Genomic DNA, 24981 nt, shown 5'->3' on the forward strand with positions numbered 1-24981 from the left:
GCATTTTTATCAGGACGCCAGCGACAGCTGGTGCTTCTCAATGTATTCAGCCAGCCACTGGGTCATGCGCGACTGCTGCTCAGCGTTCAGCCACATACCTTCTTTCGTGCGACGCCACAACGCATCTTCCGCACGACGAACCCATTCGTGATCGACCAGGTATTTCAGCTCGGCCTCATAAAACTCATGGCCAAAGTCTTCACCTAACTCGGCAAGCGAGGTGGCTTCGCCGATGACCCATTCGGTGTTGCTGCCGTAGGTGCGAGAATAATGGCGCGCCAGCGACTCGGTCAGGAACGGGTAGCGACGGCGCAGTTTGGCCGCGTAGTCTTCGCGATCGCCGCCAATGTCACCGCCTGGCAGAATGCACTCTTTGGTCCACGCCGGACCAATTCCCTGATAGTACGATGCCAGTTTTTCCATCGCGTGTTCAGCCAGCTTACGATAGGTCGTCAGCTTACCGCCAAAGACCGACAGCAGCGGCGCTTTGCCGTTTTCGTCGTGGATATCCAGCGTGTAATCACGGGTGATTGCCTGCGGTGAGTCAGACTCGTCATCGCACAGCGGACGCACGCCCGAGTAAGTCCAGACGATATCATCACGGCCCAGCTGCTTCTTAAAGTGCGCGTTGTAAACCTTCAGCAGGTAATTGATCTCGCTTTCATCAATTTTCACCGCTTTCGGATCGCCTTTGTATTCAACGTCTGTCGTCCCGATGATCGAGAATTCGTCCATCCATGGGATAACAAACACAATGCGTTTATCTTCGTTTTGCAGAATATAAGCTTGTTTCTGGGTATGGACGCGCGGCACCACGATGTGGCTGCCTTTAATCAGGCGAATACCGTACGGCGATGGCAGGTGCATACCGTCGTCAAAGAACTCTTTCACCCACGGACCGGTGGCGTTGACTAGGCCACGCGCCTGCCAGGTGTGTTTTTTGCCGGTATCGATATCTTCAGCTTCAACAATCCACAAACCGTTTTCACGGCGAGCAGAGGTGGCGCGAGTGCGGGTTAATACTTCTCCGCCTTTGCGTACGACCATTTGGGCGTTTGCCAAAACCAGTCGTGCATCGTCTACCCAGCAGTCAGAATATTCGAAACCGCGCACAATCTCAGGTTTCATTACAGAATCTGCGCCAAAACGCAAACCGGTAGAACTTGGCAAACTGGTGCGTTTGCCCAGATGATCGTACATAAACAAACCAATCCGGATCATCCACGCCGGACGCAGGTGCGGGCGGTGGGGCAGACGGAAGCGCATCGGGAAGGCGATGTGTGGTGCCATTTTCAACAGCACTTCACGTTCGGCCAGCGCTTCGCTCACCAGACGAAATTCGTAGTGTTCCAGGTAGCGCAGGCCACCGTGGATGAGTTTGGAGCTAGCGGAAGAGGTGGCGCAGGCTAAATCCTGCGCTTCCAGCATCAGCACGGATAAACCGCGTCCAGCGGCATCTGCCGCGATACCGGCACCGTTGATGCCTCCACCTATCACAATCAGATCTTTGGTTTCCATGCTGGCCTCTCGCACTTTCGTTATAGCTCATTAATGTTCGTTATCGAGCATAATAGCAAAGAATCGCGCCATTGGTAACATCGGATAAACAATTTACAGTGATACATATAACATTATGGCGTTTAACTGCCGTCGGGACGTACACTAAGCAGTAACATGTCCGAAAAGCGTCACCTGCCATATAAAGAAGAGAGAGCAATGGATCAGTTTGAATGTATTAATGTCGAAGAAGCGCATCAGAAGCTGCATCAGGGGGCGGCGGTGTTAGTGGATATTCGTGACCCGCAAAGCTATGCAATGGGCCATGCCCCACAGGCATTTCATTTGACGAACGACACGCTGGGATCATTTATGCGTGAGTATGATTTCGACACCGCCGTGTTGGTGATGTGTTATCACGGCAACAGCAGTAAAGGCGCGGCGCAATATCTTCTGCAGCAGGGCTATGACGCGGTTTACAGCGTTGACGGCGGCTTCGATGCCTGGCATCGACATTTTCCGGCAGAAGTGGCATACGGTTCGTAAGCTAACAAAGATGCAGCCTGAAACGGGCAGGATAGATATACTGTCCTCTTTTGTGTGGAATAAGCGACAGCAACCATGTTGATGATTACCTCTTTTGCTAACCCCCGCGTGGCGCAGGCGTTTGTTGATTATATGGCGACACAGGGCGTTATCCTGACGATTCAACAACATCAGCAAACGGATGTCTGGCTGGCGGATGAGTCCCAGGCTCAGCGCGTGCACGCTGAACTGGTGCGGTTTCTGGAGAATCCGGGCGATCCGCGCTACCTCGCAGCAAGCTGGCAGTCGGGTCAGACCGACAGCGGTCTGCGCTACCAACGTTATCCGTTCCTGGCCACATTGCGCGAACGCGCAGGTCCGGTAACCTGGTTGGTGATGGCCGCGTGTGTGTTGGTGTTTGTCGCGATGAACGTGCTGGGCGACCAGGCTGTGATGCTCTGGCTGGCATGGCCGTTTGACCCTTCGCTGAAATTTGAATTCTGGCGTTATTTCACCCACGCTTTTATGCACTTCTCGCTGATGCATATTCTGTTCAACCTGCTGTGGTGGTGGTATCTCGGCGGTGCGGTTGAAAAGCGTCTGGGCAGTGGAAAACTGATTGTTATTACCGTGATCAGCGCCCTGTTGAGCGGCTATGTTCAGCAGAAATTTAGCGGCCCGTGGTTTGGTGGATTGTCTGGCGTGGTGTATGCGCTGATGGGCTACGTGTGGTTGCGCGGCGAGCGCGATCCGCAGAGCGGTATTTTCCTGCAGCGTGGTTTGATTATCTTTGCCTTGATCTGGATTGTTGCCGGTTGGTTTGATCTATTCGGCATGTCGATGGCGAATGGCGCTCATATCGCCGGGTTGGCCGTGGGTTTGGCAATGGCGTTTGCCGATACTATAAATGTACGAAAACGAACTTGATTCAAGTTTTGTGGTGCCGGAAGGCGGTGTGCGTTTGGACCAATTTGTAGGCCGGATAAGCGTCAGCGCATCCGGCAAAATTTCAGGGAACAATAATGAAGCAAACACAACGACATGACGCGATTATCGAGCTGGTAAAAAAACAGGGATACGTCAGTACTGAAGAGCTGGTGGAGCATTTCTCCGTCAGCCCGCAGACGATTCGCCGCGATCTTAACGATCTGGCCGATCAGAACATGATTTTGCGCCATCACGGCGGCGCGGCGTTGCCATCCAGCTCCGTTAACACCCCGTGGCATGACCGTAAAGCAACGCAGACGGCGGAAAAAGAGCGCATTGCCCGCAAAGTTGCCACGCAGATCCCGAACGGTTCTACGCTGTTTATTGATATCGGAACCACGCCGGAAGCGGTGGCTCACGCGCTGCTCAATCACAGCAATTTACGCATTGTGACCAACAACCTCAATGTGGCGAATACGCTGATGGCGAAAGAGGATTTCCGCATAATCCTCGCCGGTGGCGAACTGCGTAGCCGCGACGGCGGTATTATGGGCGAAGCGACCCTCGACTTTATTTCTCAGTTCCGTCTGGACTTCGGCATCTTAGGCATCAGCGGTATCGACAGCGATGGTTCGCTGCTGGAATTTGATTATCACGAAGTTCGCACCAAACGCGCGATCATTGAGAATTCACGTCATGTGATGCTAGTGGTGGACCACTCGAAGTTTGGGCGTAACGCGATGGTGAATATGGGCAGCATCAGCATGGTGGATGCGGTGTATACCGACACGCTGCCGCCTGCTGGTGTGATGCAGGTGATTGCTGACCATCATATTCAGTTAGAGCTGTGCTAAGGTAATTCCAGGCCTGATAAGCGTCGCGTATCAGGCATTAACTAAACGCCGTATCCCATCATTTTCAGCAGCTTCTGCGCATGTTGCACCGCATCCTGGCGGTGTGCGACGCCGAGCTTTTGGTACAAATTGCGGATGTGCGTCTTGATGGTCGTTGCCGCGACGGCCAGCTCTGCGGCGATCTGCTCGTTGCTGTAGCCCGAATAAATTAGTCCCAGAACCTGCCATTCGCGCTGGGTCAGCGGGCTGGTGCGGATAAGCTCCGGTACTTCCGGGTGAGTCAGCAGACGCTCAACGAACCCTTCATCAAAGTGGGCGAATTTATGGCGATGGTGCTGGTTAATTTCACGCAAAATGCGCTGGGCGCGGTGCTGATCGAGTTCCGGTAAGGTATTGAGCTGAATCAGCTGACGCAGTTGTTGCGCCATGGCCTCGCCTTCGATAACAAAGTGGCTGATAAACCCGGTGCGGTTCGCCAGCTGTAGGGCCTCGAGTAACACACGCTGGGCGTCATTTTTGCGCCCTGCCTGCCAGTAGAGCTGATTAAGCAGCAGCAGGTTACGGTTCAGATCGCTCATCAGGCGCAGATTGCGTGCATTTTCATTCAACTCTTCCAGCACAATTTCAGCCGGCTCAAACTCACCCAACAGGATTTGCGCGCGAGCGATGTTGCGCCACTGGCTTTGCAGGAAGTGGTTATTGGCGAATTCTGGTTTCGGCGTGTGGCGCAGCCAGTTGGCGGCAGAGTTTTTGTCGCTCACCATTTGCCAGTAAATCACCCGCACCTTATCGGCGTTGGAGATCCAGTCGCTGTGATAGTGACCGTTGCCCAGCAGGTTTTCCAGACGGTTGAGCAGGCTGCGAGCGTTATCAAGATCGCCCCGCGCAAGTGAACACTGAACCAGCAGCGCCAGACACTGTAGCTGTTGCTGCGGCTGGAAAGTGGAAAGCAGTTCAATACCGCTACGGGCAGAGGCTTCTGATTCATCCAGACGCGCCCATGCCCACAGTAGCTGCGCACGAATGCGCACCAGGAACTCGTGCATTGGCAGCTGTTCCAGGTGCTGCTCTTTGATCAGCTGGAACGCTTTTTCCTGAGTCTCCCAGGCGGCCTGTAAAAAGCCTTGGGCAAACAAAATTTCGCTTTGCTGGATAAGGCTCCACAGTGCGTAATGCCAGACGTCATGATGACGTGCCATTTGCTCGGTTTGCTGCATTAACGCCAGAGAGCGCGTGAGATCGCCCTTACAGTGCAGGACTTCGCCGTGCACCGAGGTGGCGACGATACGACTATAGAACCAGGCGATGGGTAATTCATCCAGCGCCAGTTTTGCCAGGCGTTCGGCTTCGTCAGGGTTGCCATCGTTAATCGCTACCTGCGCCCGTAAAGCGTTGAATTCGGCGTGCAGCGTTGGCTCCATGTCGCCTTTTATTTCCTGCTCTGCGCGCGCCAGCAGGGTGTTAACCTCTCCGTAGCGGTGCTGGCTCTGCATCAGCCAGGCCTGTAGCAGAACCAGACGCGGATTTTCCAGCAGACTTTCCCACGGCAGGGCTTTCAGCGACTCTTCCAGTAACGTCAGCTCGCTGTGGTTAAACAGTCCCCACGCATGATTAAGCAGGATATCGCGCAGCATATGGGCGTCACCGGCCGCCAGCGCGTGGTGGATAGCTTCGCTGGGGAAGCCTTGCGCCATCCAGCTTTCGGCGGCGGCGCGGTGTATTTCGGGCAGTTCGTTCGCCAACTCCCATTGGCAGCGCTGGCGTAAAAAGCTGCCAAACAGCGGGTGATAGCTGAACCACTCGCCAACGTCATCCATCCGCTGCAGGAATAACCCCTGGCGCTCAATTTCTTCCAGCCGCATCTGGCCATTTTCTTCCCCGGTAACCCGGACGATCAGCGCATCGTTCATGGAACGCAGAATGGCGCTTTTCAGCAGGAAGTGACGGGTGCCGAGGTCGACGCTGTCCAGCACTTCATCAACCAGATAATCGGACAAATGGCTGGCGTTGATCCCGGCGAGGCGTCGTGCCGACTGGTGAGCAGAGTTATTGTTCTGGCGGGCGGAAAGGGCGATCAGCTGTAACGCTGTGGCCCAGCCAGCAACGTCATCGCACATCCGGCTGCTTTCTGCCGCTTCAATGGGAGAGGACAAACGTCGGTCGAAAAATTGTTTGGCTTCCTGATGGTTAAAGGCCAGCTGTTGGCTGCCTATTTCCAGCAGTTGATCGCGTACCCGCAGGTTGGCAATACCCAACTGCGGCAGGTTGCGCGACAGTACGACCAGCGTGAGGTTTTCAGGCTGGTGACGCAGGAAGAAACGCATCGCTTCGTGAATAGCCGGATTGGAGATCAGATGATAATCATCCACCACCAGGTAGAGCGGACGGTGCCACTCGGCCAGTTCGATAAATAGCTGGGCAAACAGTGACGTCAGACTGGCGTACTGGCGCTTTTGCACCATCGCTTCGCTGGTGGTGCAATGTCCACCCGTTGCCTGTTGGATGGCGGCGATCAGATAGCTGGCAAAGCGCTCTTGTTGATTATCGCCTTCATCCAGAGAGTACCAACCTAAGTCGTTCTTCCCCGCCGCCCATTGTGAAACCAGCGTTGTTTTTCCATAACCAGCAGGACTTGTTATCAGGGCAAGCCTGAAATTGTTCACGCCGGAAAGTTTAGCCAACAGGCGCTCACGAACCACCGTATGGTCGAGTCGAACCGGACGACTTAATTTAGACGGAATCAACATAAGTTAGTCACTTCACTGTGTGAAAATAGGGAAGAATGATTTTTTTTGCGCTTCGTAATTAATAGATATAAGGTCGGCCAGATTGGTGTTTTATGCAAGCTAAGCGGACTTTTTGTGTGTCTGATTTTGCACTATGTCACAAATCTATACATCTATTGCAATAATTGTTTTAAAGAGTCGCAACAGGCGTGGCGACTGGATCCGTTGTAATTTTTAATGTGTCGAAAAATCCCTCTGTTTTTATATAGTTACTCAGGCGACTAATCAAAATCGACGAATTTTGTGGCCGACTTAAAATTTTTATGTGAATTATCTTACCCGGCATAGATATTTCAGGTTAGAAACTATTTCTCTATTTACATTTTGTTTCTCATCGTCACTCCATTATTTGAGATTGTGGATTAATCCTTTGTTATTAATGCGTCATCCAAAGGGCGTTATGCACGGTTTGCGCGAATTTACGGGTGATTACGCCCCCTTTAAGTGGCGGAGATCACACTTTTATGCTCATCCCCGCTCCTCCTCCCTCCCTAATCCGTGCCAGGATGAGGAATGTCAACAACGAGCCAGGCAAACTAGCGATAACGTTGTTTTATTACCTAAGGATCTGGAACCCCTATGTCACAGCCTACTTTCAACAAAGATCAATTTCAGGCTGCCCTGACGCGTCAGTGGCAGCGCTTCGGTTTACTGTCGGCTCAAGAAATGACGTCGCGCCAGTGGTGGCAGGCGGTGAGTGGGGCGTTGGCTGAGTTACTCAGCGCCCAGCCTGCGGCGAAACCGGCAAAAAATCAACGTCACGTTAACTACATCTCGATGGAGTTTTTGATTGGCCGTCTGACCGGCAACAACTTACTCAACCTCGGCTGGTATCAGGAGGTGAGCGATGAGCTGAAAGCACATGATGTCAACCTGACCGACCTGCTGGAAGAAGAGACCGATCCGGCGTTGGGTAACGGTGGATTGGGGCGCCTGGCAGCCTGCTTCCTCGATTCGATGGCGACTGTCGGCCAGTCGGCGACAGGGTATGGCCTCAACTACCAGTACGGCCTGTTCCGTCAGTCGTTTGCCGATGGGCAACAGATGGAAGCCCCGGATGACTGGCATCGTGGCAGCTACCCGTGGTTCCGTCACAATGAGGCGCTGGATGTGCAGGTTGGGATTGGCGGCAAGGTCAGCAAAGAAGGCCACTGGGAGCCAGGTTTTACCATCACCGGTCAGGCCTGGGATCTGCCAGTTCTCGGCTACCGTAACGGCGTAGCGCAACCGCTGCGTCTGTGGCAGGCCAGCCACGCGCATCCGTTTAACCTGACCAAATTTAACGACGGTGATTTCCTGCGCGCAGAGCAGCAGGGCATCGACGCCGAAAAACTGACGAAAGTGCTGTACCCGAACGATAACCACACCGCGGGTAAAAAGCTGCGCCTGATGCAGCAGTACTTCCAGTGTGCCTGTTCTGTAGCTGACATTCTGCGCCGCCATCATCTGGCAGGGCGTAAACTTCATGAGCTGGCGGATTTTGAAGTTATTCAGCTCAACGATACTCACCCGACCATTGCCATTCCTGAGCTGCTGCGCGTGCTGATTGATGAGCACCAGATGAGCTGGGACGATGCGTGGGCCATTACCAGCAAAACCTTTGCTTACACCAACCACACCCTTATGCCAGAGGCGCTGGAGTGCTGGGACGAGAAGCTGGTGAAAGCGCTACTGCCGCGCCATATGCAAATCATCAAAGAGATTAACGAGCGCTTTAAGGCGTTGGTCGATAAAACCTGGCCGGGTGATGCTGAAGTCTGGGCGAAGCTGGCGGTGGTGCACAACAAACAGGTGCGCATGGCTAACATGTGCGTGGTCAGCGGCTTTGCGGTTAACGGTGTGGCGGCGCTGCACTCCGATCTGGTGGTGAAAGATCTGTTCCCTGAATATCACCAGCTCTGGCCGAACAAATTCCATAACGTCACCAATGGGATTACCCCACGTCGCTGGATTAAGCAGTGCAACCCGGCGCTTGCCGCACTGCTGGATAAAACGCTGAAAAAAGAGTGGGCCAACGACCTCGACCAGTTGATTAACCTGGAAAAATACGCCGACGACGCGAAGTTCCGTCAGCAGTATCGCGACATCAAGCTGGCGAACAAAGAGCGCCTGGTGAAGTTTATTAAAGCGCGTACCGGTATTGAAATAACGACTAACGCTATCTTTGATATTCAGATTAAACGTCTGCATGAATACAAGCGTCAGCACCTCAACCTGCTGCATATTCTGGCGTTGTACAAAGAAATCCGTGAGAACCCGCAGGCAGATCGCGTGCCGCGCGTATTCCTGTTTGGCGCAAAAGCTGCTCCAGGTTACTACCTGGCGAAAAATATCATCTTCGCCATCAACCAGGTTGCACAAACTATCAATAACGACCCGAAAGTTGGCGACAAGCTGAAGGTCGTCTTCCTGCCGGATTATTGTGTCTCGGCGGCGGAAATGCTGATCCCGGCGGCGGATATCTCTGAGCAGATTTCAACCGCAGGGAAAGAGGCTTCCGGCACCGGTAACATGAAGCTGGCGCTGAACGGTGCGTTAACCGTTGGTACGCTGGATGGCGCAAACGTCGAAATCGCCGAGAAGGTGGGTGACGAGAATATCTTTATCTTTGGTCATACCGTGGAAGAGGTGAAGGTGCTCAAAGCCAAAGGCTACGACCCGGTGAAATGGCGTAAAAAAGACAAAGTGCTGGATGCTGTCCTGAAAGAGCTGGAAAGCGGGAAATACAGCGACGGCGACAAGCATACCTTTGACCAGATGCTGCACAGTATCGGCAAGCAGGGCGGCGACCCGTATCTGGTGATGGCGGACTTCGCGGCCTACGTTGAAGCTCAGAAGCAGGTTGACGTGTTGTATCGTGACCAGGAAGCCTGGACCCGGGCGGCGATTCTGAATACCGCACGTTGCGGCATGTTCAGCTCGGATCGCTCCATCCGCGATTATCAGGCTCGTATCTGGCAGGCGAAACGTTAAGGAATCGCGATGGAAAGCAAACGTCTGGATAATGCCGCGCTGGCGGCGGGGATCAGCCCCAATTACATTAATGCCCACGGTAAACCGCAGTCTATTGGTGCCGAAACCAAACGGCGTTTGCTTGACGCCATGCATCGCACCACCGCTGCCACTCAGGTGGCGGTAACTCCGGTGCCGAATGTCATGGTCTACACCGCTGGCAAGAAAATGCCGCTGGCGGTTGAGGGAAGCGGAGAGTTTAACTGGCTGCTGACCACCGAAGAGGGCGTGCAGCACAAAGGGCATGCCGTCGGCGGTAAATCTTTCACTCTTCCGGCGAAGCTGCCGGAGGGGTATCACACGTTGACCCTGACCCAGGGCGAGCTGCGTACCCATTGTCGTATCATCGTGGCGCCAAAGCGCTGCTATGAACCGCAGGCGCTGTTAGCCGGGCAGAAGCTGTGGGGCGCATGCGTTCAGCTCTACACCCTGCGATCAGAAAAGAATTGGGGGATTGGCGACTTTGGCGATCTCCGCGCCATGCTGGTCGATGTGGCGCAACGCGGCGGCGCGTTTATCGGGCTTAATCCTATTCACGCGCTGTATCCGGCTAACCCGGAGAGCGCCAGCCCGTACAGCCCGTCTTCACGCCGCTGGTTGAACGTGATTTATATTGATGTGAACGCCGTAGACGATTTCCGCCTGAGTAAAGAGGCGCAGGCGTGGTGGCAGAAACCCGCGACTCAGCAAGCTCTGCAACGTGCGCGCGATGCCGAGTGGGTTGATTATTCTGCCGTTACTGCACTGAAGATGACGGCGCTACGTATGGCGTGGAAAAGCTTCTCCGCACGTGATGATGAGCAGATGGCGGCATTTCGCCAGTTTGTGTCTCAGGAAGGGGACAGCCTCTACTGGCAGGCAGCCTTTGATGCGCTGCATGCGCATCAGGTGAAAGAGGACGCATTGCGCTGGGGATGGCCGGTGTGGCCGGAAGCTTTCCAGTCAGTGGACTCGCCAGAGGTAAAACGCTTCTGCGAAGAACATCGTGACGATGTGGATTTCTACCTGTGGTTACAGTGGCTGGCGTATACCCAGTTTGCTGACTGCTGGAAAACCAGCCAGAGTTTTGCGATGCCGATTGGACTGTATCGCGATCTGGCGGTTGGCGTGGCTGAAGGTGGGGCGGAAACCTGGTGTGACCGCGAGCTGTATTGCCTGAAAGCCTCGGTTGGTGCGCCGCCGGATATTCTCGGTCCACTCGGACAAAACTGGGGGCTGCCGCCGATGGATCCGCACATCATTACGGCACGCGCCTACGAACCGTTTATCGAACTGCTGCGCGCCAATATGCAGAACTGCGGTGCGCTGCGTATCGACCATGTTATGTCGATGCTGCGTCTGTGGTGGATCCCCTACGGTGAAACAGCCGATCACGGCGCTTACGTGCACTATCCGGTCGATGACCTGCTTTCAATTCTGGCGCTGGAGAGTAAACGTCATCACTGCATGGTAATTGGTGAGGATCTGGGTACTGTGCCGGTGGAGATCGTCAGCAAGCTGCGCGACAGCGGCGTGTACTCCTACAAAGTGCTTTATTTCGAGAATGACCATGAGAAAAACTTCCGTACGCCGAAAGCGTACCCGGAACAATCAATGGCAGTCGCGGCGACGCATGACCTTCCTACGCTTAAAGGTTATTGGGATAGCGGCGATTTGACGCTGGGTAAAGCTCTGGGCCTGTATCCGGATGAAGTCGTTCTGCGCGGGTTGTATCAGGACCGAGAACTGGCGAAACAGGGGCTGCTGGACGCGCTGCACAAATACGGCTGCCTGCCAAAACGTGCCGGTCACAAGGCATCCCTGATGTCGATGACGCCGATTCTTAATCGCGGCATGCAACGCTACATCGCTGACAGCAACAGTGCGCTGCTGGGCCTACAACCGGAAGACTGGCTGGATATGGCTGAACCGGTCAACATTCCGGGGACCAGCGACCAGTACAAAAACTGGCGGCGTAAGCTCACCGCCACGCTGGAGCAGATGTTTGCCGATGAGAGAGTGAATAAGCTGATTAAGGATTTGGATAAGCGGCGAAAAGCGGCCGCGAAGAAGAAGTAAAAAGCCGGGGATTTCCCCGGCTTTTTTATGGTGATAGTTCGTAGCACGTAGGCCTGATAAGCGCAGCGCCATCAGGTAATTCTGACGCACATTGCCGGATGGCGGCTTTACCTTATCCGGCCTACAAACTGTCTCGATTAAACCACCATACCCAGCAGCAGACACCCTACCAGACCGCAGACGGAGATAATGGTTTCCAGCATTGACCATGACTTGATGGTTTCACCGATGGTTAGGTTGAAGTACTCCTTGAACAGCCAGAAGCCTGGATCGTTCACGTGGGAGAAGATGACAGAACCGGAACCAACCGCAATAACCATCAGCTCAGGGCTTACGCCGGTTGTTGCAATCAGCGGCGCCACTATCCCACCAGCGGTGATCGCTGCAACGGTTGCGGAACCCAATGCGATACGCAGTACTGCAGCGATAGACCATGCCATCAGCAGCGGAGACACGTTAGAGCCATGCATCATTGAAGCGATGTATTTGTCCACGCCGCTATCAACCAGGACCTGTTTGAAGGCACCGCCGCCGCCGATAATCAACAGCATCATCGCGATGATTTTGATTGAAGACACCAGTGTGTCGTTAATCTGATCCATCGAACGTCCGCGGTTCAGACCAAACGTGAACATCGCAATCAGCACTGCAATCAGCGTTGCCATGACCGGGTCACCGAGGAATTCTGCAACCGTCAGGAAAGCATGACCTTTCGGCAGAATCATCTCCGCCACGGCGCGCATCGCCATCAGAATAACCGGGACCAGAGAGGTCCAGACGCTGACGCCAAAGCCTGGCATCTCTTCTTCAGTGAAGGTTTTTGCGCTGTACAGACCTTCCGGGATTGGCTTATCAATGCCTTTCAGGAAACGTGCGTATACCGGACCGGCGAGAATAACGGTCGGGATTGCCAGAATCGTACCAAACAGCAGGGTTTTACCCATATCTGCGTGGAAAATGGTGGCAATAGCGGTTGGACCCGGGTGCGGTGGCAGGAAGCCGTGCGTTACGGACAGTGCCGCAGCCATTGGCACGCCAACGTACAGCAGCGGGATATTGGCAGCAGCGGCAATGGTGAACACCAGCGGCAGCATCAGTACGAAACCAACTTCGTAGAACAGGGCAAAACCAACGGTGAAGCCGGTTAATACCACCGCCCATTGAATATGTTTTTTGCCGAATTTAGCAATCAGGGTGGTTGCGATGCGCTGTGCGCCGCCGCAGTCCGCCAGCATTTTGCCCAGCATGGCGCCAAAACCCATAATCAGGGCGAGGCTGCCAAGGGTTCCGCCGACGCCGGCTTTAATTGAACCGATGACTTTATCCAGTGGCATCCCTTGCATCAATCCGACAGCAAGCGCCACCAGGACGAGAGCGATGAAGCCGTTCATTTTGAAACGGATCATCAGGAGGAGTAACAAGATTACACCGATAGCAACGATGACTAATGGCATGATTTACCTGGCCTTAACTTTGTTATGGGTAACGTCAGTGTTTAGATGACAAATTCCGATTGTCCCGACCGGGAACAGAGTATTCTCAGCACCAATGCTGGTTGCCTGCAAAACTAATCAGTTTAGCGGACTATTATGTGTGTGTTAGGTGCTGATACGAATGATACGGGTAACATGTGGCGCTTGAAAATCACCTGGGCAGGCAAAATTTAAATTATGAGAGGCTGGTCAAATTATGCGGGGGATTATTACAGGGTACATGCAGAGAAATGTAAGGGCGTAGGCCGGATAAAGCGTTTACGCTGCCATCCGGCATCGATGCCCGGTGGCGACGCGGATGCATCTTACCGGGCTTACAAGTCTGGTCGTTAGTAGTAAGAATGCTCGCCGCGCTGGTGTTCGGTTAAATCGCGAACGCCTTTCAGTTCAGGGAATTCAGCCAGCAGCTGCTTCTCGATACCTTCTTTCAGCGTCACATCGACCATTGAACAGCCGTTACAGCCGCCGCCAAACTGCAGAATGGCGTAGCCTTCATCGGTGATTTCCATCAGAGATACGCGACCACCATGACCAGCCAGCTGTGGGTTGATCTGCGATTGCAGCATGTACTCCACGCGTTCCATCAGCGGTGCATCATCGGCAACTTTACGCATTTTGGCGTTTGGTGCTTTCAGGGTCAGCTGGGAGCCTAACTGGTCGGTAACGAAATCGATTTCTGCATCTTCCAGATACGGTGCGCTCAGTTCATCAACATATGCGGTCAGCAGGTCAAATTTAAGGGCGGTGTCGGTTGCTTCCACGGCGTCCGGCGGACAATAAGAAACGCCGCATTCAGCGTTAGGCGTGCCGGGATTAATCACAAATACGCGGATTTGTGTCCCTTCTTCCTGATTTGCCAGCAGTTTGGCAAAGTGCGCTTGTGCAGCATCGGAAATATGGATCATAGTAATGGCCTAATAGTTGACTATTTTACTTGGTTATAATACGCCCATCATCGAGGCTCTACAAGGTTCGACACAGGCACCATACCTGGACAGTCGCCGCGCCGTTGCGTAAAAGCAGCTGCGCGATTTCCGCGACGGTACTTCCGGTAGTGACGACATCATCCACAATAACCATATGGAGTCCCTGCACCGGCAATTCAAGGCGAAAGGCATTTTTCAGGTTACGTTTACGTAATCGGGCGCTGAGATGGTGCTGCGTGGCGGTTGCCCGAACCCGCGAGACGGTCTGGCTGTCCCAGTCGCAACCCAGCCAGCGTGCAAGCGGACGGCACAGTAAATCGCTCTGATTAAACCCTCTGCGCCAGTGTCGACGTTGCCAGAGCGGGACGCTGACCAGCCTGTCCGGCAGAGGAAGGGCGCTGACGCGCCGGGCCTGTAGTACCTCCAGCAACAGCAAACGCGAAAGAGCGGAGGCTGTTTCGCTGCGTCGCGAAAACTTGAGCTGGTGGATAAGCCCGCTCAACGGCGGAACATAGTCGCTGACGGTGACCAGCCGCTGCCATGGCGGCGGTTTTTGCAGGCAGCGCCCACAGGGAATGACGGTATGAGCGGCAGGGAGTCCACATTGGGGGCATAGGCTGGCGTGTTGGCGCGTTGCCCGCGTACAGACTGAGCAGATCCCCCAATGCCCTAACGTCAGGGGCATTCGGCATAGCCAGCACAATCCCGGTACTGTTAGCATAGATGCATCCTTTCAGGCTAAAAGAGAACAATAACTGATGAATGACATCTGGTGGCAGACCCAGGGTTCGGGAAATTGCCATCTTGTGCTGCTGCACGGATGGGGACTGAATGCGCAAGTGTGGCATTGCATAAGCGAGGAACTGAGTTCGCATTTTACGCTGCATCTTGTCGACTTACCGGGATTTGGTCGTAGCCAGGGTTTCGGTGCAATGTCGCTGGAAGAGATGGCTGAGCGGGTATTGAAACAGGCACCGGAGAAAGCTATCTGGCTCGGCTGGAGTTTGGGCGGGCTGGTCGCGAGTCAGGTAGCCCTAACGCATCCTGAGCGTGTTCAGGCGCTGGTGACCGTCGCGTCTTCCCCTTGCTTTAGCGCGCGGGATGAGTGGCCGGGTATCAAGCCAGAGGTGCTGGCAGGCTTCCAGCAGCAGCTGAGCGAAGATTTCCAGCGTACAGTGGAGCGTTTTCTGGCATTGCAAACGATGGGTACGGAAACCGCGCGTCAGGATGCGCGAGCGTTGAAGAAAACGGTGCTGGCTTTACCCATGCCGGACGTCGAGGTGCTTAATGGCGGGCTGGAGATCCTGAAAACGGTCGATCTGCGAGAACCACTGTGCACGGTGGAAATGCCTTTCCTGCGGTTGTACGGCTATCTTGATGGGCTGGTTCCGCGCAAAGTCGTCCCGATGTTGGATGCCCTGTGGCCGCAGAGCGAGTCGTTGGTGTTTGCTAAGGCGGCGCATGCGCCGTTTATCTCGCATCCGGCGGAGTTCTGCTCAGCGCTGGTGGCGTTAAAACAGCGGCTATAAATCCGCTGTTTTGCCCGGTAGAATCATGCTGCCGGGCTGGGGATTAATGGCTGCACGTAGCCAGATCCTCAGCAGTCAGGCCGGTGATTCTGCAGATAGTCAGCGGGTCTATGCCATCAACCTGCATGGTTGTTGCAATGCGCAGAGCTTCCTCACGTTTGCCTTGTTGCAAACCCTCTCGTAACCCCTCTTGTAACCCTTTCCTGTGACCTTCCTGAAGACCATTAAGGTGCCCTTCCTGACGTAATCTTTCGGCAATAGTCATCAACTTTTCCTTGTGTTGAGGTAAACGTTCGGCGACCTGGTGAATAAATTTGCTAAAACGCGCGGTGTCCCCGGCCTGCATCAGGTAATTAAACAGGGCTTTCAACTGGTTGTCATTAGCGTGTCCTTTAACAAGCAGGATGGCGAGTTTTTCTACTAACCCCATCAAATCGCGTTTACGGATATGTTTTTGGATGAGCTCCAGCAGCGCCATCCGGCGGTGCTGCATAATCTCGTCATCGGGCACAACGGTGATATCGATCAGTGGAAACGCGGTGCTATAAAGTTGTCTTGCGGACTCCGGGTCATCAAACTCGTCCAGCCAACAAAGTGAATAGGGGTATGGGCTTGCTGCACCATGATAAAAAAGTAGGGGGATTACCAGAGGCAGCTTCTTATGTCCCGCATCCAGATGACGCTGCATTACCGCAATGGCATAGCGTATTAGCCGAAATGCCATGTGAGCATCGGCGCTGCTTTGATGTTCAATAATGGTGTAAATGTAACCATCACCTTCGCGGGTAGTTGGCTGGAGGATAGATCTTTTTTGCTGAAATAATGAAATCTATGTGGAATCCATTACGCAAAAAAGCCGGATATCTGCATAAACGAATTATCCGGCCTGGACGTTTGCATCATTTGTAGGCCGGATAAGCGTAGCGCCATCCGGCAAAGAGCATCTGATTAGCGTAAAGCCCACCACTCGCGCAGGCAGGCTTTACCTTCCGGGCAACTTTTGCAGCTTCCGGAAAGACACCCGTCGGCATCTTCCTGAATCCGCACCGCTTTGCCCATCTTTTCTAACTGATTCAGCATGGCGTCAATCATGGGCTGCGGGGTATGCAGCGTGTGGCTTATTTGTGTCGCCTCCATGCGCCCCCGCAAAGCCAATAAATCACGAACCTGAATAAGTGATGCCATTGTCGATAACCTTAGTGGCAATCGCCAGTCGTGCTGGAACAGCAGGAACTCGCCGTTCTGTTGGTTGCCAGCAGTGCGAGGTCCACGCGGCTGCGAGCTCGACGCAGCAGGCCCAGCAACACGATGTTAAACAGGATGACCGCTAAAATGCACACCAGGCTGTAGGTCGGGTGCTCTTTGTAGCTGACCGTCTGATAAAACAGCGTCGACAGAGAGTAGGCGATATTCAGGCCCCACAGAATCGAGAAACTCATCCAGCCACGGCTGGATTCACGTGCGATAGCGCCCATCACTGAAATGCACGGCACATACAGCAGAACAAAGATCAGGTAGCTGTACGCGGCGGCGGCGCTGCCAAATTTCTCGCCCATCACGCCCATTGCGCCCGTCGCCATTTCGCCGTCGCCCTTGCTGGCTTCGATAGGGTTAGCCAGTACACTCAGGCTGAAGGTGTCTTTCAGGCTTTGCCAGGTTTCATCCACTGCGCCGAGCAGCTCGTCACCAAGGTGGAAATCTGCCGGGTTGAACTCTTCTTCCTGAATGTTTTCCGCGGTATAGAGCGTGTTCAGCGTACCCACCACCACTTCTTTCGCCATCGCGCCGGTGAACAAACCTACGGTTGCCTGCCAGTTATCTTCGTGAACGCCAATCGGTTTAAACACAGGAGTAATAACACGGCTAACGGAGGCCAGAGCAGAGTCGTTGATGTTATCGACGATTTTCCCGCTCAGCGAGAAACTGTTAAACGCGCTGAGGAAAATGCTGACGATGATGATGACTTTACCTGCACGCAGAACGAAGCCTTTCAGGCGTTGCCAGGTCTGAATAATCAGACTCTTGATGTGCGGCACGTGGTATACCGGCAGCTCCATCACGAACGGCGTTGCTTCACCACGCATGATGGTGTGTTTGAGCATCAGGCCCGTCAACACCGCCATCACGATACCCAGTACGTACAGCGAGAAGACCGCCAGTGCGCCGTTCTGACCAAAGAACGCCGCGGCAAAGACGGCGAAAATCGCCAGACGTGCGCCGCAGGACATAAACGGCGCCATCATGATGGTCATCAGACGCTCACGCGGGGCGTCCAGCGTACGTGCGCCCATCACGGACGGTACGTTACAGCCAAAGCCGACGATCAGCGGGACGAACGATTTGCCCGGCAGTCCCAGCGCCTGCATCAGACGGTCCATCACAAACGCGGCGCGCGCCATGTAGCCGGAGTCTTCAAGGAAGGAGAGGAACAGGTACATCATGCCGATTTGCGGTACCAGCGGCAGCACGGTGTTAATCCCGCCGCCAAGGCCCTGGGCCAGGAAGATAGTGAGCCAGTCCGGGAAGTGCAGCGTGTAGCCAATCCACTGAATACCATGGATAAAGAGTGCTACGGAGCCGACGTCAAACAATGGTTGCAGCGCGCCGCCGATGTTAATGGCGAGCAGGAACATCAGGTACATCACGAACAGGAAAATCGGTAGCCCGAGGAAGCGGTTGAGAACGATTTTATCTACCGCGGTGGTGAAACGGCTCGGTTCTGCCGTCAGAGTATTGCTGACGGTATCGCAGATAGCGGCAATGCACTGATAGCGCGCATCGGCGATATGCAGCGCCGGATCGTCCATTGTCTCGCTCAGGCGTGCGATAGAGGCATCGAGATTTTGCGCGGCATCACCCGCATAGGCGCGGCTGTAGATATCGCCTTCCAGCATCTGCAGGCCAAGCCAGCGGCGCTGTTTGAGCGGCATATCTTTGGCCATCGCGTCGGCGAGGGAGTCCGCTTCCTGCAGCAACGGCTGGGCATAATGGACCAGCTCGACAGTGTCGTTTTCTTTGTAGCGATCGATCGCCAGCTTCAGCGCTTCAATGCCGCGGGCGCGGGTGGAAACCAGCGGAACCACCGGGCAGCCAAGACGTGCTGAGAGGGCGTCGATATCAATACGGATTTGCTGCTTTTCAGCGATATCCAGCATATTCAACGCGACGATGCAGGGGATGCCCAACTCAAGCAGTTGCAACGTCAGGTAGAGGTTGCGTTCAAGGTTTGAAGCATCGACCACGTTGATCAACAGATCCGCGTCGCCGCTTAAAATGTAGTGGCAGGCGATTTGCTCATCGAGAGAGGTCTGTGATGAGATTGTCGTCAGTGAATAGGTGCCGGGTAAATCCACCAGCGTGACCTGATGGTCCGTTGTGGCGAAATGACCTTCTTTACGCTCAACGGTAACGCCAGCCCAGTTGCCTACACGCTGGCGCGCGCCGGTGAGTTGGTTGAATAAAGTTGTCTTGCCGGAATTAGGATTACCAATTAAACCAATGGTTAGTTTTTTCATTTTTATAGACTCACTGTATTAACAGGAAACCGCTTCCACTTCTAATAACGCCAAATCCTTTTTACGCAATACCAGACTTACGCGACGCGTTTCGATATGGATAGGATCGCCGAGCGGGGCGACGCGTACCACGTTGAAGGAGGAGCCGGGCAGCATGCCAAGTGACAACAGTTTCTGACGATAAGCCGGGCTGATTTCACGGGCAAAGCCGGTAATTTTCCACGCACTGTCAGGAGTGAATTGCATAGGGACCTACTTATATCTCGCTAACTGGATGATTACCTCATGGGGCGACAGGGCGGCATGAGACCAGATGATTAGCCAACGTAAGGAAAGAGTAAATAATCAACAAAACAATGATAATGAGAATGGTTTCTATCATCAATAGAATAAATGTGACGGAATGTACAATTGGATAATAATTTGAGCCAATTTTGATATTCCTCAATATTTATTCTGGTAGGGAAAGAATGGTTCGCGGAGGTAATTATTGAGAATCTTAATGTTTACTTAAGGTTTCATCTGTTAATAAAGTGATAAATATATTGTGGTGAAAAGCGGGGGATATATTAAATATGCCGGATAAGGTATTGATTCCGTCATCCGGCACACGGTTTAAACTTAGCGCTTTTTACCCATTGCCGCCGCCAGCGCATCCATCATCGCGCTGTTGCCCGCAGGCTGGGCGTCACGACCACGCGGTTTCGCCGCTTTTGGCGCTGGGCGATTGTCCTGAGTGCGATCGTTATTCCCGCCGCCGCGACGCGCGTTGGTTTCACCTGGCTGCTCATCCAGACGCATAGTCAGCGCGATACGCTTACGCTGCAGGTCTACTTCCAGCACTTTCACCTTCACAATGTCGCCCGCTTTCACCACGGTGTGTGGATCTTCGACAAACTTATTCGACAGTGAAGAGATATGCACCAGACCATCCTGGTGTACGCCGATATCGACAAACGCGCCGAAGTTGGTGACGTTGGTGACAGCCCCTTCCAAAATCATTCCCGGCAGCAGATCGTTCATGGTTTCTACGCCGTCAGCAAACTGTGCGGTTTTGAATTCAGGACGCGGGTCGCGGCCCGGTTTTTCCAGCTCTTTGATGATGTCGGTGACGGTCGGCACCCCGAAGCGTTCGTCAGTAAAATCGGCGGCTTTCAGATTGCGCAGTTCGTTGCTGTTGCCCATCAGGTCACGCAGCGATTGCTCGGTAGCGGCCAGAATGCGTTCCACAATCGGATAGGCTTCCGGGTGAACGGTGGAGGCATCCAGTGGGTTATCGCCATGGTTGATGCGCAGGAAGCCTGCGCACTGTTCAAAGGCTTTTGGCCCCAGACGGCTGACTTTCAGCAGTTGCTGACGGTTCTGGAACTGACCGTTCTCATCACGCCAGGCGACGATGTTTTGCGCCATCAAGCGTGTCAGACCGGCCACGCGGGTCAACAGCGGAACGGAAGCGGTATTGAGATCGACGCCGACGGCGTTCACACAGTCTTCCACCACCGCGTCCAGCTTACGCGCCAGCTGCGTCTGACTAACGTCGTGCTGATACTGGCCCACACCGATCGATTTCGGATCGATTTTCACCAGCTCAGCCAGCGGATCCTGCAGACGACGGGCGATAGACACTGCGCCACGCAATGAAACGTCGAGATCCGGGAACTCCTGCGCCGCCAGCTCGGAAGCCGAGTAAACCGATGCCCCGGCTTCGCTGACGATCACTTTCTGCGCGGTGACTTTCGGGAACTGTTTCTGCACGTCGAGGAAGAAGCGCTCGGTTTCGCGCGACGCTGTACCGTTACCAATCGCCACCAGCTCAACGTTGTATTTTTCACACAGCGCCGCAACGGCAACGGCGGCTTTGGCGGCCTGACCGGTGTGTGGATAAATGGTGTCGGTCGCGACCAGCTTACCGGTACCGTCAACAACCGCCACCTTCACGCCGGTACGCAGGCCGGGATCGAGGCCCATGGTGGCGCGCAGGCCGGCCGGAGCCGCCATCAGCAGGTCATGCAGGTTACGGGCAAAGACGTTGATTGCTTCATCTTCCGCGCGTTCGCGCACGGTGCCCATCAGTTCGGTTTCGAGGTGCATCAGCACCTTAATTCGCCATGTCCAGCTCACAACGCCTTTACGCCAGCTGTCTGCCGGTGCGTTGTTCAGTCGCAGGCCAAGGTGATCCTGAATGATTTGCTCGCCGTGGCTCTCTTTCGGTGGCTCATCGAACTGCGGATCGGCATTCAGCGAAAGCTGAAGCACGCCCTCGTTACGGCCACGGAACATGGCCAGCGCACGGTGGGATGGCACGGTAGAGATCGGTTCGTGGTGATCGAAGTAGTCGCGGAATTTCGCGCCTTCCTCTTCTTTACCGCTTACCACGGTGGAAACCAAATGCGCGTTCTTCCACAGGTAGTCACGCACTTTCGCCAGCAGCGCGGCATCTTCAGCGAAGCGTTCCATCAGGATGTAACGTGCGCCGTCGAGGGCCGCTTTGGTATCCGCCACGCCGTTGTCGGCGTTGAGATATTTAGCGGCTTCTGTTTCCGGGTCGTGAGACGGCTCGTTCCACAGCAGGTCTGCCAGCGGCTCAAGGCCTGCTTCAATGGCGATCTGTCCACGGGTACGGCGTTTAGGTTTGTACGGCAGATAGAGATCTTCGAGTTCGGTCTTACTTAACGTGCCGTTGATCGCTTTCGCCAGGTCGTCGGTCAGTTTGCCTTGCTCGCCGATAGATTTCAGGATTGCCTGACGGCGGTCTTCCAGTTCACGCAGATATCCCAGACGGGTTTCCAGATTACGCAGTTGCGTATCGTCCAGCCCGCCGGTGATTTCCTTACGATATCGTGCGATAAACGGCACGGTGTTCCCTTCGTCAAGCAGGCGAACGGCAGCTTCTACCTGTTCAGCACGAGCCTGAATTTCACCTGCGATAATGCGGCAGAAAGAATCATTCATCATGGATAGCTTCGTCTATAGGATAAAAAATCAGGGGATAGTTATACGGATTGACTGACAAAAATGCCAGCCATCTGCCGGGGCTTCGGATTGTTCCGGTCTCACTTAACGTATTCAATCTCGTTCACGTACCAGCTGGCTTCGCCACCAGGGGTGTTTACTACTGCGAGATCGCCGACTTCTTTTTTCAGCAGCGCCCGCGCCATTGGTGAGTCGATAGAGATGTAATCTTTACGACCGAAGATCTCATCGTAGCCAACAATACGGAATTTGCGGATGTCGCCATCGTCATTTTCAATCTCAACCCATGCGCCAAAGAAGACTTTGCCCTCCTGCTGCGGGGAGTAATCGACGATTTTCAGATTCTCCATGCACTTGGTCAAATATCGGACGCGACGGTCGATCTCACGCAGGCGCTTTTTATTATACTGGTAGTCGGCATTTTCGCTGCGGTCACCCAGACTCGCGGCCCAGGTAACTTTTTTGGTGACTTCCGGGCGCTCTTCACGCCAGAGATAATTCAGCTCTTGTTTGAGTTTTTCATACCCTTCACGGGTTATCAGGGGCGTTTTCATCTTATTGTTTTACCTTCGACTCTGTGATGATGCGCACAATTAGTATTACGTGAGCATATCAACAGAATAAATAATGTATTGCGAGAAACATTGTATACTTAAGCTGCTGTTTAATATGCTTTGTAACAATTTAGCCTGGAATTCATACCAGAATTCGCTGGTGACTCACGTTAGCTTTCTTAAGAATATACACTTAATTGTTGCGAACCTTTGGGAGTAATAACAATGCAAGAGAACTATAAGATTCTGGTGGTCGATGACGACATGCGCTTACGTGCGCTTCTGGAGCGTTATCTGACCGAGCAGGGCTTCCAGGTTCGAAGCGTCGCAAACGCTGAGCAGATGGATCGTCTGCTGACCCGTGAGTCTTTCCACCTGATGGTGCTGGATTTAATGCTGCCGGGAGAAGATGGCCTGTCTATTTGCCGTCGCCTGCGCAGCCAAAGCAACCCGATGCCGATCATTATGGTCACGGCGAAGGGCGAAGAAGTGGACCGTATTGTAGGACTGGAAATCGGCGCTGACGATTACATTCCGAAACCGTTTAACCCGCGTGAGCTACTGGCACGTATTCGCGCAGTCCTGCGCCGTCAGGCGAATGAACTGCCGGGCGCGCCTTCTCAGGAAGAAGCAGTCATTGCGTTTGGTAAGTTCAAACTGAACCTCGGGACGCGTGAAATGTTCCGTGAAGATGAGCCTATGCCGCTCACCAGCGGTGAGTTTGCGGTGCTGAAAGCACTGGTCAGCCATCCGCGTGAGCCGCTGTCCCGCGACAAGTTGATGAACCTGGCCCGTGGTCGTGAATATTCTGCGATGGAACGTTCTATCGACGTCCAGATTTCCCGTTTGCGTCGCATGGTGGAAGAAGACCCGGCGCATCCACGCTACATTCAGACCGTATGGGGTCTGGGCTACGTCTTTGTTCCGGACGGTTCTAAAGCATGAGGCGAATGCGCTTCTCGCCACGAAGTTCGTTTGCCCGCACGTTATTGCTCATCGTCACCTTGCTGTTTGCCAGCCTGGTGACGACTTACCTGGTAGTGCTGAACTTCGCGATTCTGCCGAGCCTCCAGCAGTTTAATAAGGTCCTGGCCTACGAAGTTCGTATGCTGATGACCGATAAACTACAGCTGGAGGACGGTACGCAACTGGTGGTGCCGCCCGCATTCCGTCGGGAAATTTATCGTGAGCTGGGTATTTCCCTCTATTCCAACGAGGCCGCTGAAGAAGCCGGACTGCGTTGGGCGCAACACTATGAATTCTTAAGCCATCAGATGGCGCAGCAGTTGGGTGGCCCAACGGAAGTCCGCGTTGAGGTAAACAAAAGCTCGCCGGTTGTGTGGCTGAAAACCTGGCTGTCGCCCAACATCTGGGTACGTGTGCCGCTTACGGAAATTCATCAAGGCGATTTCTCACCGCTGTTCCGCTATACGCTGGCGATTATGCTGCTGGCTATCGGTGGCGCGTGGCTGTTTATCCGTATCCAGAACCGACCGTTGGTGGATCTTGAACATGCGGCGCTGCAGGTGGGGAAAGGTATCATTCCACCGCCGTTGCGTGAGTATGGAGCTTCAGAGGTGCGCTCCGTAACCCGAGCCTTTAACCATATGGCCGCAGGTGTGAAGCAGTTGGCCGATGACCGTACGCTGTTAATGGCGGGCGTGAGCCACGATTTACGTACTCCGCTGACGCGTATTCGTCTGGCAACGGAAATGATGGGCGAAGAGGATGGTTATCTTGCGGAGTCCATCAATAAGGACATCGAAGAGTGTAATGCCATCATCGAGCAGTTCATCGATTACCTGCGTACCGGTCAGGAGATGCCGATGGAGATGGCGGATCTGAACTCGGTGCTGGGTGAAGTGGTTGCGGCAGAAAGCGGCTACGAACGTGAAATCGAAACTGCGCTGCAGCCTGGCGCCATTCAGGTGAAAATGCACCCGCTGTCGATCAAGCGTGCGGTTGCCAATATGGTGGTTAACGCCGCCCGTTACGGCAACGGCTGGATTAAGGTCAGTAGCGGTACGGAGACGCATCGCGCCTGGTTCCAGGTAGAAGATGATGGTCCGGGCATCAAGCCGGAGCAGCGTAAGCACCTGTTCCAGCCATTTGTCCGCGGCGACAGCGCGCGCAGTACCAGCGGCACGGGGCTGGGTCTGGCGATTGTGCAACGTATTATCGATAACCATAACGGCATGCTGGAGATTGGTACCAGTGAACGTGGTGGGTTGTCGATTCGTGCATGGCTTCCGGTTCCTTTCACTCGCGCGCAGGGTATCACGAAAGACGTATAAGAAAGGGAGGCGAAATGCCTCCCTTTTTGTTGCTGTAG

At 54.1% G+C, this 24981-nt stretch carries 18 protein-coding genes and 1 pseudogene; 8 read left to right on the top strand and 11 right to left on the bottom strand.

Annotated elements, in window-relative coordinates; translation table 11 throughout:
• Nucleotides 1-9 precede the first annotated feature (9 nt).
• A complete protein-coding gene (gene glpD / locus GUC46_RS01475; RefSeq protein WP_003023494.1) occupies nt 10-1518 on the bottom strand; it encodes a glycerol-3-phosphate dehydrogenase in 1509 nt (502 codons plus the stop codon).
• Between the two features lie 198 nt (nt 1519-1716).
• Between glpD and glpE the strand changes: the two genes are divergently transcribed.
• The 3 genes from glpE to GUC46_RS01490 all read left to right on the top strand — a co-directional run bounded on the left by glpE (nt 1717) and on the right by GUC46_RS01490 (nt 3803).
• Nucleotides 1717-2043, top strand: a complete 327-nt coding sequence (glpE, locus tag GUC46_RS01480; protein ID WP_049003361.1) for a thiosulfate sulfurtransferase GlpE — start codon at nt 1717-1719, stop codon at nt 2041-2043.
• Nucleotides 2044-2118: 75 nt separating this feature from the next.
• Complete coding sequence (gene glpG / locus GUC46_RS01485; RefSeq protein ID WP_130715250.1) at nt 2119-2949, top strand: rhomboid family intramembrane serine protease GlpG; 831 nt, start codon at nt 2119-2121, stop codon at nt 2947-2949.
• Nucleotides 2950-3044: 95 nt separating this feature from the next.
• Complete coding sequence (locus tag GUC46_RS01490; RefSeq protein WP_003023499.1) at nt 3045-3803, top strand: DeoR/GlpR family transcriptional regulator; 759 nt, start codon at nt 3045-3047, stop codon at nt 3801-3803.
• A 41-nt stretch (nt 3804-3844) separates the two neighbouring features.
• Here GUC46_RS01490 and malT read toward each other — a convergent pair whose 3' ends face one another.
• A complete protein-coding gene (gene malT / locus GUC46_RS01495; protein ID WP_003848003.1) occupies nt 3845-6550 on the bottom strand; it encodes an HTH-type transcriptional regulator MalT in 2706 nt (901 codons plus the stop codon).
• Nucleotides 6551-7168: 618 nt separating this feature from the next.
• Between malT and malP the strand changes: the two genes are divergently transcribed.
• Both malP and malQ read left to right on the top strand, forming a co-directional pair.
• Nucleotides 7169-9562 carry a maltodextrin phosphorylase gene (gene malP, locus GUC46_RS01500; RefSeq protein WP_160179680.1) on the top strand — a complete coding sequence of 798 codons (2394 nt, stop codon included), beginning with the start codon at nt 7169-7171 and terminating at the stop codon, nt 9560-9562.
• Between the two features lie 9 nt (nt 9563-9571).
• The gene (gene malQ / locus GUC46_RS01505) at nt 9572-11659 is read left to right on the top strand and encodes a 4-alpha-glucanotransferase (RefSeq protein WP_032937252.1); all 2088 of its coding nucleotides are present in this window, start codon (nt 9572-9574) and stop codon (nt 11657-11659) included.
• Between the two features lie 137 nt (nt 11660-11796).
• On the opposite strand, the gene gntT is transcribed toward malQ, so the two are convergent.
• From gntT to gntX, 3 genes are all read right to left on the bottom strand, one after another.
• Entirely contained in the window at nt 11797-13113 is a 1317-nt protein-coding gene (gene gntT, locus GUC46_RS01510) for a gluconate transporter (protein ID WP_003023507.1), read from the bottom strand.
• A 368-nt stretch (nt 13114-13481) separates the two neighbouring features.
• Complete coding sequence (gene nfuA / locus GUC46_RS01515; protein WP_160179682.1) at nt 13482-14057, bottom strand: Fe-S biogenesis protein NfuA; 576 nt, start codon at nt 14055-14057, stop codon at nt 13482-13484.
• 58 nt (nt 14058-14115) lie between these two features.
• On the bottom strand, nt 14116-14799 hold the full coding sequence (gene gntX, locus GUC46_RS01520) for a DNA utilization protein GntX (protein ID WP_003023511.1): 684 nt from the start codon (nt 14797-14799) through the stop codon (nt 14116-14118).
• 37 nt (nt 14800-14836) lie between these two features.
• On the opposite strand from gntX, the gene bioH reads away from it, so the two are divergent.
• Nucleotides 14837-15607 carry a pimeloyl-ACP methyl ester esterase BioH gene (gene bioH, locus GUC46_RS01525; protein ID WP_130715247.1) on the top strand — a complete coding sequence of 257 codons (771 nt, stop codon included), beginning with the start codon at nt 14837-14839 and terminating at the stop codon, nt 15605-15607.
• Between the two features lie 43 nt (nt 15608-15650).
• Here the strand turns inward: bioH and GUC46_RS01530 are convergent.
• From GUC46_RS01530 to greB, 6 genes and pseudogenes are all read right to left on the bottom strand, one after another.
• Nucleotides 15651-16394 (bottom strand): annotated as a pseudogene (locus GUC46_RS01530) (Rpn family recombination-promoting nuclease/putative transposase); the annotation flags it as partial.
• 161 nt (nt 16395-16555) lie between these two features.
• On the bottom strand, nt 16556-16792 hold the full coding sequence (gene feoC / locus GUC46_RS01535; protein ID WP_003023516.1) for a [Fe-S]-dependent transcriptional repressor FeoC: 237 nt from the start codon (nt 16790-16792) through the stop codon (nt 16556-16558).
• 11 nt (nt 16793-16803) lie between these two features.
• Complete coding sequence (gene feoB / locus GUC46_RS01540; protein ID WP_003023518.1) at nt 16804-19122, bottom strand: Fe(2+) transporter permease subunit FeoB; 2319 nt, start codon at nt 19120-19122, stop codon at nt 16804-16806.
• Between the two features lie 18 nt (nt 19123-19140).
• Entirely contained in the window at nt 19141-19368 is a 228-nt protein-coding gene (gene feoA / locus GUC46_RS01545) for a ferrous iron transporter A (protein WP_003023519.1), read from the bottom strand.
• Between the two features lie 375 nt (nt 19369-19743).
• Nucleotides 19744-22077 (bottom strand): Tex family protein, encoded by a 2334-nt coding sequence (locus GUC46_RS01550; protein WP_160179684.1) that lies wholly within the window; start codon nt 22075-22077, stop codon nt 19744-19746.
• A 98-nt stretch (nt 22078-22175) separates the two neighbouring features.
• Nucleotides 22176-22649 (bottom strand): transcription elongation factor GreB, encoded by a 474-nt coding sequence (gene greB, locus GUC46_RS01555; RefSeq protein WP_003023524.1) that lies wholly within the window; start codon nt 22647-22649, stop codon nt 22176-22178.
• 225 nt (nt 22650-22874) lie between these two features.
• Between greB and ompR the strand changes: the two genes are divergently transcribed.
• Nucleotides 22875-23594, top strand: a complete 720-nt coding sequence (ompR, locus tag GUC46_RS01560) for a two-component system response regulator OmpR (protein WP_001157751.1) — start codon at nt 22875-22877, stop codon at nt 23592-23594.
• Nucleotides 23591-24943, top strand: coding sequence for a two-component system sensor histidine kinase EnvZ (gene envZ / locus GUC46_RS01565; RefSeq protein WP_003837891.1), 1353 nt, complete (start codon nt 23591-23593; stop codon nt 24941-24943). Before ompR ends, envZ begins: the two co-directional genes overlap by 4 nt.
• Nucleotides 24944-24981 lie beyond the last annotated feature (38 nt).

Origin of the sequence: Citrobacter sp. LUTT5 (assembly GCF_009905315.1) — a bacterium.
Taxonomy (GTDB): domain Bacteria; phylum Pseudomonadota; class Gammaproteobacteria; order Enterobacterales; family Enterobacteriaceae; genus Citrobacter; species Citrobacter freundii.

Excerpts from the sequence above, each read along its gene's own strand:
- glpD (WP_003023494.1), bottom strand. The coding sequence starts at position 1,518 with ATGGAAACCAAAGATCTGATTGTGATAGGTGGAGGCATCAACGGTGCC.
- glpE (WP_049003361.1), top strand. The coding sequence starts at position 1,717 with ATGGATCAGTTTGAATGTATTAATGTCGAAGAAGCGCATCAGAAGCTG.
- glpG (WP_130715250.1), top strand. The coding sequence starts at position 2,119 with ATGTTGATGATTACCTCTTTTGCTAACCCCCGCGTGGCGCAGGCGTTT.
- GUC46_RS01490 (WP_003023499.1), top strand. The coding sequence starts at position 3,045 with ATGAAGCAAACACAACGACATGACGCGATTATCGAGCTGGTAAAAAAA.
- malT (WP_003848003.1), bottom strand. The coding sequence starts at position 6,550 with ATGTTGATTCCGTCTAAATTAAGTCGTCCGGTTCGACTCGACCATACG.
- malP (WP_160179680.1), top strand. The coding sequence starts at position 7,169 with ATGTCACAGCCTACTTTCAACAAAGATCAATTTCAGGCTGCCCTGACG.
- malQ (WP_032937252.1), top strand. The coding sequence starts at position 9,572 with ATGGAAAGCAAACGTCTGGATAATGCCGCGCTGGCGGCGGGGATCAGC.
- gntT (WP_003023507.1), bottom strand. The coding sequence starts at position 13,113 with ATGCCATTAGTCATCGTTGCTATCGGTGTAATCTTGTTACTCCTCCTG.
- nfuA (WP_160179682.1), bottom strand. The coding sequence starts at position 14,057 with ATGATCCATATTTCCGATGCTGCACAAGCGCACTTTGCCAAACTGCTG.
- gntX (WP_003023511.1), bottom strand. The coding sequence starts at position 14,799 with ATGCTAACAGTACCGGGATTGTGCTGGCTATGCCGAATGCCCCTGACG.
- bioH (WP_130715247.1), top strand. The coding sequence starts at position 14,837 with ATGAATGACATCTGGTGGCAGACCCAGGGTTCGGGAAATTGCCATCTT.
- feoC (WP_003023516.1), bottom strand. The coding sequence starts at position 16,792 with ATGGCATCACTTATTCAGGTTCGTGATTTATTGGCTTTGCGGGGGCGC.
- feoB (WP_003023518.1), bottom strand. The coding sequence starts at position 19,122 with ATGAAAAAACTAACCATTGGTTTAATTGGTAATCCTAATTCCGGCAAG.
- feoA (WP_003023519.1), bottom strand. The coding sequence starts at position 19,368 with ATGCAATTCACTCCTGACAGTGCGTGGAAAATTACCGGCTTTGCCCGT.
- GUC46_RS01550 (WP_160179684.1), bottom strand. The coding sequence starts at position 22,077 with ATGATGAATGATTCTTTCTGCCGCATTATCGCAGGTGAAATTCAGGCT.
- greB (WP_003023524.1), bottom strand. The coding sequence starts at position 22,649 with ATGAAAACGCCCCTGATAACCCGTGAAGGGTATGAAAAACTCAAACAA.
- ompR (WP_001157751.1), top strand. The coding sequence starts at position 22,875 with ATGCAAGAGAACTATAAGATTCTGGTGGTCGATGACGACATGCGCTTA.
- envZ (WP_003837891.1), top strand. The coding sequence starts at position 23,591 with ATGAGGCGAATGCGCTTCTCGCCACGAAGTTCGTTTGCCCGCACGTTA.